The following is a 7,750-nucleotide window of genomic DNA, read 5'->3' on the forward strand; positions in this document are numbered from 1 at the left end:
CAGCCGGGCCCGCGAGGAAGAGCCGCATCAGCGCCTGCGCCGCCCCCACGGGGTCGCCGCTGGTGTTCCGGTAGCCTTCCCACGTCACGCGCCGGCTCCCGACGTCCAGCGCCACCGCCTTGGAGCCCGTGGAGCCGATGTCGAGGCCGAGCACGAGGCCGGCGCCGCTCGGGGGTGCGGCGGGCATGGGCGCCATCCGCCTGACCTGCCGGAGGTAGGTCCCGAGGGCCGGGATGGTCTCGAAGTGCGCCTTCCCGGCCGGCTCGAGGAGGTTCTCAAGAGGCGGGAGCGCGCGGCGGCCGTCGGACGCGGCCACGGCGGCGCCGAGGGCCTCGAAGTAGAGATTGTCGTCGGTCACGGGGGCGAAGCGCATCTCGTGCCGCTCGGCGAAATCGCGGAAGCGCGCGCGGATCCTCTCGCTCCGGCTGACGCCGCCGACGAGGACGATGGGCGAGGGGCTGACGCGGGGCTTGACGAGCACCTGCACGTTCTCGCAGACGGCGTCGAAGAGCCCCGCCAGGATCCGCTCCCGCCGCTCGCCCTTGTTGGCCAGATGCGTCATGTCGGTCTTGAGGATGACGGGGCAGCGGCCCGAGAGAGGCGCGGGGTCCGGGACCTCGGCGCAGAGCGCGCTGGCCTCCTCGATGCTGAGCCCGAAGCGCTCCACGAGCTGCCTGAGGAAGTTGCCCGTCCCCTGCGAGCAGCGCGAGTTCTCGCGGAAGACCTCGACGCCGGGGCCGCGCAGCTCGAGCACGGAGAAGCCGTGGGCGCCGATGGAGACCACCGTGGCCGGGGCGCTGCCGTGCAGGTACCGATGCCCCCCGGCCTGCGCCTCCTTGAGGGGGATCCTCGGCAGGGCGACGGTCCGGGCGAAGCGCCCCGTGACCGCCGCGCCGCGGAGGGAGGGCCAGTCGAGGTCGCCGAGGAGATCCAGCAGCACGGGGCCCGGCTCCTTGTGGTGCTCCGCCACGAGGCGCCGTGCCCACGCGAGCCCGGCGCCCTCGCGCCGAAGCTCGACGACCTTGATCGTCTCCGCGCCGACGTCGATGCCCAGCCACCCGTCCGTCATCTGGCCTCCTCCGGGGCCCGGTGAGGCGAAGCCCCGCCCCGCGAGTGTGCCAGCATCCCGGGGCGGAAGGGAACCAAGAAAACGCAGGCGCGAGCGCCCGGCTCCGGTCGGCAGGGCAGCCGGGGTCCTGGCGGGGCGTGCCGTGTCGGGGGGGGGCGGCTGGACTTGGCCGGGTGCGCATGGTAGAAAAATTTCACCGCCATGCTCTCGATCGCCGACACCGTCACCGAGATGGTCCACTGGGTGTTCCCGGAGCACGCGGGCGCCCCCGGACAGATCCACGGCGGGCGGATGATGCAGTGGATCGCCACCGTCGGCACCATCGCCGCCTCGCGCGTGGCGCGCGGCAACGTGCTGCTGGGCGCCATGGACGACATCGACTTCCTCCACCCGGTGAAGGTGGGCGAGATCGCGGTGCTGCGGGCGCAGGTGGAGTACGTCGGCCGCTGCTCGCTCGAGGTGGGAGTACGGGTCTTTTCCGAGGCCGTCCCCACCGGGGCGCGCGCGCTCACGCTCAGCTCGCATCTCGTCTTCGTCAAGGTGGACGATGCGCTCCGGCCCCAGCCCGTGCCGCGGCAGGTCGCCCCGCGGGGCGCGGCGGAGGAGGCGCTGCTCGCCGCCGCCCGGGAGCGCCGCGAGCAGCGCCTCGGGCGCTTCGCGCGGCGGCAGGCCGCCATCGGGGAGACCGGCGCCGACAGCGGCGAGGAGCTCCGCTGGCGCTTCGAGTCGTGCCGCGGCGTCGTTCCGGCGGACACGCTGTTCGGCAACACGCTCTTCCCCGGGAACCTGCTCATGGACATCGACGAGGCCGGCGGCATCCTCACGACGCGCTACACCCGGGGCTTCTCCATGACCGCGTGCCTCGACGCCCTCGACTTCCACGCGCCCGTCTCGACCCGCGAGGTGGTGACGTTCAAGGCCGCGCTGAACCACGTGGGGCGCTCGTCCCTGGAGATCGGCGTCGAGGTGCTGACCGAGGCGCCGTGGACCGGCGAGGTGCGCCAGGCGTGCGCGGCCTATCTCACGTACGTGCACCTGGGCCAGGACCTGCGCCCCCAGCCCTGCCCTCCGTTCACCCCGGAGACGCCGGGCGAGCGGACGCGGTGGCAGGAGGCGGAGGAGCGGCGGGCCCGTCGGCTCCTGCGAGTCAAGGCGCTCAGGGCATCCATCCACGAGGGAAGGTGAGGGCATCATGTCCGGGCATTCACGGTGGTCGCAGATCAAGCGCAAGAAGGGCAAGACGGACGTCCAGCGGGGGAAGCTCTTCTCCAAGATCCTCCGCGAGATCACGGTGGCGGCGCGCAATGGCGGCGGCGATCCGAAGGGCAACGTGCGTCTCAAGGCGGCGATGGAGGCAGCGCGGGCGGCGAACATGCCCGCCGACAACATCAAGCGGGCGATCCAGAAGGGGACCGGCGAGCTGCCGGGGGAATCCTACGAGGAGATCACCTACGAGGGCTACGGGCCCGGCGGGGTCGCCATCCTGCTGCAGGCGCTCACCGACAACAAGAACCGCACCGGGCCCGAGGTGCGGCACGCCTTCGAGAAGCACGGAGGGCGCATGGGCACGGCCGGGTGCGTGGCGTGGATGTTCGACCGGCGCGGCGTGGTCCAGGTGGACGCCGACCGGGTCAAGGAGGACGACCTGCTCGAGAAGGCGCTGGACGCGGGCGCGATGGACGTCAAGCTGGTGGAAAAAGCTTTCGAGATCACCACGGCCCCTGATGAGATGGAGCGGGTGCGGGAGGCGCTGGAGCGCCAGGGCGTCCCCGTGCTCGAGGCCGCCGCGGCCATGCTGCCCCAGTCCACCGTCCGCGTGGAAGGCAAGGACGCCTCGGCGGTGCTGCGGCTGATCGAGGCGCTCGAGGAGCAGGACGACGTCCAGGCCGTCTACTCGAACTACGACATCCCCGACGAGGTCCTCGACGCCATCTCCGCCGCCTAGGGCGCTGCGCGTGATGGGGGTGGATCCCGGGCTCGTGGACACCGGCTTCGGCGTCCTCGAGGCGGGCCCCGGCGCTGTCACGGTGGTGGATGCCGGCGTCGTCAGCACTGCGCCCGGCCAGCCCCTCGAGGCGCGCCTCAACGCCATCCACGGCGCCCTGCACCGGCTCATCCAGGCCCGCGCCCCGGGCCTCATCGTCGTGGAGGACCTCTACACCGAGTACAGGTTTCCCCGGACGGCGATCCTCATGGGTCATGCGCGCGGCGTGATCTACCTCGCCGCCCGCCAGTGCGGCGTGACGGTGCTGGCGCTGGCGCCCGCCGAGGTGAAGCGCGCCATCACCGGCAACGGGGCGGCCGGCAAGGGGCAGATGCAGCGCGGAGTGCAGACCCTGCTCGGGCTCGCCGAGCTGCCCCGTCCCTCCCATGTGGCCGACGCCCTCGCCCTGGCCGTCACCGGCATGGCGCGGATCACGGGGCGGATCCCGCTGGGCCGCGTCCAGCCGGCGGCGCGGGGGGCCTCGTGATCGCCTCGCTGCGCGGTCGGCTCCGCGCCCGCCACGAGGACCGCGTGATCCTCGAGGCCGCCGGTGTCGGCTACGAGGTCTTCCTGCCCCCCGTGACCCAGCGCGCGCTGGCGGGCGCGGCGACGGACGGGGGCGATGCCGGTGACGAGATTTCTCTCGCGATCCACTACCACGCGACCCAGAACCAGCCGCGCCCCGTGCTGATCGGGTTCACCTCGGAGCTGGACAAGGAGTTCTTCGAGAAGCTCATCACGGTCAAGGACGTGGGCCCGCTGGTCGCGGCCCGCGCGCTGGCCGCTCCGGTGGGTGAGATCGCCGCCGCCATCGCCCGCCAGGACGAGGGGTACCTGCGCCGGCTCCCCGGCATCGGGCCCCAGAAGGCGAAGAACATCGTGGCCCAGCTCCAGAGCAAGGTGGCGAAGTTCGCGCTGCTGGCGGCGGAAGCGCCCGCCGCCGGGGCGCGTCCGGCCCCGCCTGCTGGGCTCGCGGAGGAGGACGGGCTGCGCGCCATGGTGTTCGAGGTGCTCGTGAAGCAGCTGCAGCACCGGCCCGGCGAGGCGGCCGACCTCATCACCCGGGCGCTCGGCCGCCGGCCCGGCATCACGACGCCGGAGGAACTGTTCGACGAGATCTATCGCGGGGGCGCAGCCCGGACGTGAGCGACGAGGCGCGGGTGATGAGCCGCGTGGCACTGCCCGAGGAGGCGCAGATCGAGCGCCAGCTCCGCCCGCAACGGCTCCACGAGTACGTGGGGCAGCGCGCGACCGTGGAGAGTCTGCGGATCTCGGTGGAGGCCGCCCGCCGGCGCGGCGAGCCGCTCGACCACGTGCTCCTCTCGGGGCCGCCGGGCCTCGGCAAGACCACGCTGGCCACCATCATGGCCAACGAGATGGGCGCCCAGCTGGTCACCACGGCCGGCCCCTCGCTGGAGCGGGGCGGCGATCTCATGGGGATCCTCACCAACCTGGGCGAGCGCGACGTCCTCTTCATCGACGAGATCCATCGGCTCCCGCGCATCGTGGAGGAGCTGCTGTACCCGGCCATGGAGGATTTCGCGGTCAACTTCGTGATGGACAAGGGGCTCAACGCCAAGAGCATGCGCATCCCGCTGCGCCCCTTCACCCTGGTGGCCGCCACCACGCGGCCGGGGATGCTCACCTCGCCGCTCCGCGAGCGCTTCGGGATCTTCCACCACCTGGATTTCTACGGCGTCGAGGACCTCACCTCCATCGTCCTCCGGTCGGCCTCCATCCTCGGCGCCGCCGTCGACGGGAACGGGGCCGAGGCCATCGCCCGCCGCTCTCGCGGCACGCCGCGCATCGCCAACCGGCTCCTGCGCCGGGTCCGCGACTACGCCCAGGTGAAGGGGGACGGGACGGTGACGGCCGTGGTGGCCCGGGACGCGCTGGATCGCGAGGGGGTGGACGCCGCGGGGCTCGACCGGCTGGACCGGCGTTTCCTCGGCGCCATCATGGAGCAGTACGGCGGCGGGCCCGTCGGCCTCGAGGCCATTGCCGCCACCATCAACGACGAGGCGGAGACGCTGGCCGAGGTCGTGGAGCCCTTCCTCCTGAAGATCGGCTTCCTCGTGCGCAGCCCCAACGGGCGCAAGGCCACGACGGCCGCCTATGCCCATCTCGGCCGCGCCCTGCCCCCTTCCCCCACCGGCCAGCGCGAGCTCCCCCTCTGACTGGCGAGGCGCAGCCGGAGACGAGCCGAGCGCACATGGAGGTTCCCCGAGCGGAGCGAGGCGGGTCAGCCCGAGCACGCGCAGGAGGCGGCCTGCGTGTCTGACCTCGGGAAAATCCTCGTGGTTTTCGGGGCGGTCATGATAGTCCTGGGGGCAATCCTGCTCTTCGCGGGAAATCTCTCAGGGAAGGTGCCATGGATCGGACGGCTGCCCGGGGACATCTACATCGAGCGCGGCACCTGGAGCTTCTACTTCCCTCTCGCCACCTGCATCATCATCTCGATCGCCCTCACCCTGATCTTCACGCTCCTCGGCCGCCGCTAGTGCGGCGCCGGCGCCCCCGGCTTCTCGTCGCTCTCGCCCTCGGCGTCCTCGTGGGTCTCGCAGCGGCTCCCGCGCTCGCGGGGGGCTACATCCGCGTGGCGCTGGCCGACGGCATCCGGGCGGTAGAGCTGGGTGGCGGCCCGCTGGCCATCCAGGACGCGGGGGGCCGGCCGCTCACCGCGGAGCGGCCCACGTGGATCCGCCTGATCCCGGTCAACGGCAGCGTCGAGGTGCGCGGCCTGCGCGTCACCGGCCTCCGCGCCGGCGCCATCCGTGTGGTGAGCGCCAACGGCGGGGCCATGCGGTGGAACGGCCGCGAGTACCCCGGCGCCATCGACGTCCGCCGCGCGGCCGACGGGCTCCTGGTCGTCAACGAGCTGCCGCTGGAAGACTACCTCATGGGCGCGGTCAAGGCCGAGGCCGGGGAGCGCATGCCGATCGAGATGCTCAAGGCCCAGGCCATCGTGGCGCGCACCTACGCGGCGTTCCACCGCCGGCTGAACGCCGGCAAGCCCTACCAGATCGTCGCGGCCACCGCGCACCAGCAGTACGCGGGCAGGGTCGGTGCCGAGTCGCCGATCTGGGCGGCGGTGAGAGCGACCGAGGGGCAGGTGCTCCTCTGGGAGGGCGACCTCTTCCCGGCCTTCTATCACACCGACAGCGGCGGCCACACGGAAGATCCCCGCGCGGTCTTCGCCGCCTCGAACATGCCCGCGCTCCGGCCGGTGCGCATCGAGTTCCCCTCGGAGTCGCCGCATCACCTGTGGGCGCTGGACCTGCCGCTCGCCGACCTCGGGGCCTTGCTCCGCAAGGGGGGCGTCTCGGTGGGGCGCCTCATCGCCCTCGAGGTCCTCGAGCGGAGCGTGTCGCTGCGCGTGGCCCGGATCGCCGTCCGCGGCATGAGCGGCACGGTGGTGCTGCGAGGCAACGACTTCCGCAGGCTCGTGGGCTACGACACCTTGAAGAGTACGCTCTTCGCCGTGGCGGTGGATGGCGCCCATGCTCGCTTTGCCGGGCGCGGCTACGGCCACGGCGTCGGGATGGACCAGGCCAGCGCCCGGACCATGGCCCAGCTGGGCTACTCGGCCCAGCAGATCCTCGAGTACCACTACCCGGGCGCGGCCTTCGCCACGCTCCAGTAGGGCGGCGCGGCCGGTGCCCCTCTCGTGGGCGGAGTTCGCGCGGGTGGACATGCGCGTGGGCGTCGTCGTGGACGCCCAGGAATTCCCCGAGGCCCGGCGGCCCGCCTACACGCTCTCCATCGACTTCGGCCCGCTGGGCGTGAAGCGCTCGAGCGCCCAGATCACCCACCGCTACGCGCCGCGGGACCTCGTCGGGCGGCGTGTGGTCGCTGTGGTGAACTTCCCGCCCAAGCGGATCGGCCCGTTCGTCTCGGAGGTGCTCGTCCTGGGCGCCTATGACGAGGGGGGCGAGGTCATCCTGCTCCGCCCCGACTTCGAGGTGCCACCCGGCTCGCGCATCGGCTGACCCGTTCCACGCGGCCGCCCGGCCGAGCCTGTCGAGAAGAAGGGTTACCAGCCCCGCCGATCCCGGCCGGAACCACGCCGTGTTCTTCACTGTCGCGTTCCTCGTTCCCGGATTCGTCTGGGAGTCGATCTTGCACGTGTTCCTCCGGCGCCGGGAGGACCGTGCAGACCGGGTGTGGGTCAGGCTCCTGACCCTCAGCGCCCTCAATTACGGCGTCTTGTCGTGGCTCGTATACCTGCTCCTGGCACAGGCGGGAGTCCTGGCGCGGCCCTGGGTGGCTGCGCTGGCGTGGTTCTTCATCCTGTTCGTCTCGCCGGCGGCGCTCGGAGCGGCCAGCGGGCTCCTGGGCCAGCGGACCGCCGTCCGGCGGCTCCTGGCGCGCTACGGGATCTACACGGTCCATCCCGTGCCGACCGCCTGGGACTACGTGTTCAGCCAGTCGGCGGGGTCCTGGGTACTCATCACCCTCGCGGATGGCTCCGCGGTGGCCGGGGTCTTCAGCGCTCGCTCGTTCGCTTCCTCGGACCCCTCGGACCGCGACCTCTACATCGAGGAGATCTACGAGGTCGAGGATGACGGCCCCTGGCAGCCCGTGCCGATGAATCGCGGCGTGTGGATCCGTGGTGAGGCCATCCGTACCATCGAGTTCCTTGCATTTCAGGAGTAGAATCCGGTCAGGAGGTTCCCAAGATGACCTCGCCCACGACG

10 protein-coding genes are annotated in these 7,750 nt (G+C 72.1%); 9 read left to right on the plus strand and 1 reads right to left on the minus strand.

Annotated elements, in window-relative coordinates:
* Window positions 1-1,069 (minus strand): CoA activase (locus HYV93_20925; GenBank protein MBI2528433.1); only part of this gene is annotated, 1,069 nt, incomplete at its 3' end.
* Window positions 1,070-1,270: 201 nt separating this feature from the next.
* On the opposite strand from HYV93_20925, the gene HYV93_20930 reads away from it, so the two are divergent.
* The 9 genes from HYV93_20930 to HYV93_20970 all read left to right on the plus strand — a co-directional run bounded on the left by HYV93_20930 (window position 1,271) and on the right by HYV93_20970 (window position 7,709).
* The gene (locus HYV93_20930) at window positions 1,271-2,254 is read left to right on the plus strand and encodes an acyl-CoA thioesterase (GenBank protein ID MBI2528434.1); all 984 of its coding nucleotides are present in this window, start codon (window positions 1,271-1,273) and stop codon (window positions 2,252-2,254) included.
* A 7-nt stretch (window positions 2,255-2,261) separates the two neighbouring features.
* Entirely contained in the window at window positions 2,262-3,014 is a 753-nt protein-coding gene (locus HYV93_20935) for a YebC/PmpR family DNA-binding transcriptional regulator (GenBank protein ID MBI2528435.1), read from the plus strand.
* 13 nt (window positions 3,015-3,027) lie between these two features.
* Window positions 3,028-3,540 (plus strand): crossover junction endodeoxyribonuclease RuvC, encoded by a 513-nt coding sequence (locus HYV93_20940; protein MBI2528436.1) that lies wholly within the window; start codon window positions 3,028-3,030, stop codon window positions 3,538-3,540.
* The gene (locus HYV93_20945; protein MBI2528437.1) at window positions 3,537-4,199 is read left to right on the plus strand and encodes a Holliday junction DNA helicase RuvA; all 663 of its coding nucleotides are present in this window, start codon (window positions 3,537-3,539) and stop codon (window positions 4,197-4,199) included. Before HYV93_20940 ends, HYV93_20945 begins: the two co-directional genes overlap by 4 nt.
* A gap of 17 nt (window positions 4,200-4,216) precedes the next feature.
* Window positions 4,217-5,230 (plus strand): Holliday junction branch migration DNA helicase RuvB, encoded by a 1,014-nt coding sequence (gene ruvB, locus HYV93_20950; GenBank protein MBI2528438.1) that lies wholly within the window; start codon window positions 4,217-4,219, stop codon window positions 5,228-5,230.
* Between the two features lie 96 nt (window positions 5,231-5,326).
* Window positions 5,327-5,554 (plus strand): DUF2905 domain-containing protein, encoded by a 228-nt coding sequence (locus HYV93_20955; GenBank protein MBI2528439.1) that lies wholly within the window; start codon window positions 5,327-5,329, stop codon window positions 5,552-5,554.
* On the plus strand, window positions 5,554-6,696 hold the full coding sequence (locus tag HYV93_20960; GenBank protein ID MBI2528440.1) for a SpoIID/LytB domain-containing protein: 1,143 nt from the start codon (window positions 5,554-5,556) through the stop codon (window positions 6,694-6,696). Before HYV93_20955 ends, HYV93_20960 begins: the two co-directional genes overlap by 1 nt.
* A gap of 49 nt (window positions 6,697-6,745) precedes the next feature.
* Window positions 6,746-7,042, plus strand: a complete 297-nt coding sequence (locus tag HYV93_20965; GenBank protein MBI2528441.1) for a tRNA-binding protein — start codon at window positions 6,746-6,748, stop codon at window positions 7,040-7,042.
* A gap of 79 nt (window positions 7,043-7,121) precedes the next feature.
* Window positions 7,122-7,709 carry a hypothetical protein gene (locus HYV93_20970; protein MBI2528442.1) on the plus strand — a complete coding sequence of 196 codons (588 nt, stop codon included), beginning with the start codon at window positions 7,122-7,124 and terminating at the stop codon, window positions 7,707-7,709.
* Window positions 7,710-7,750 lie beyond the last annotated feature (41 nt).

It is taken from the genome of Candidatus Rokuibacteriota bacterium (genome assembly GCA_016188005.1).
In the GTDB taxonomy this organism is placed as follows: Bacteria; Methylomirabilota; Methylomirabilia; order Rokubacteriales; family CSP1-6; genus UBA12499.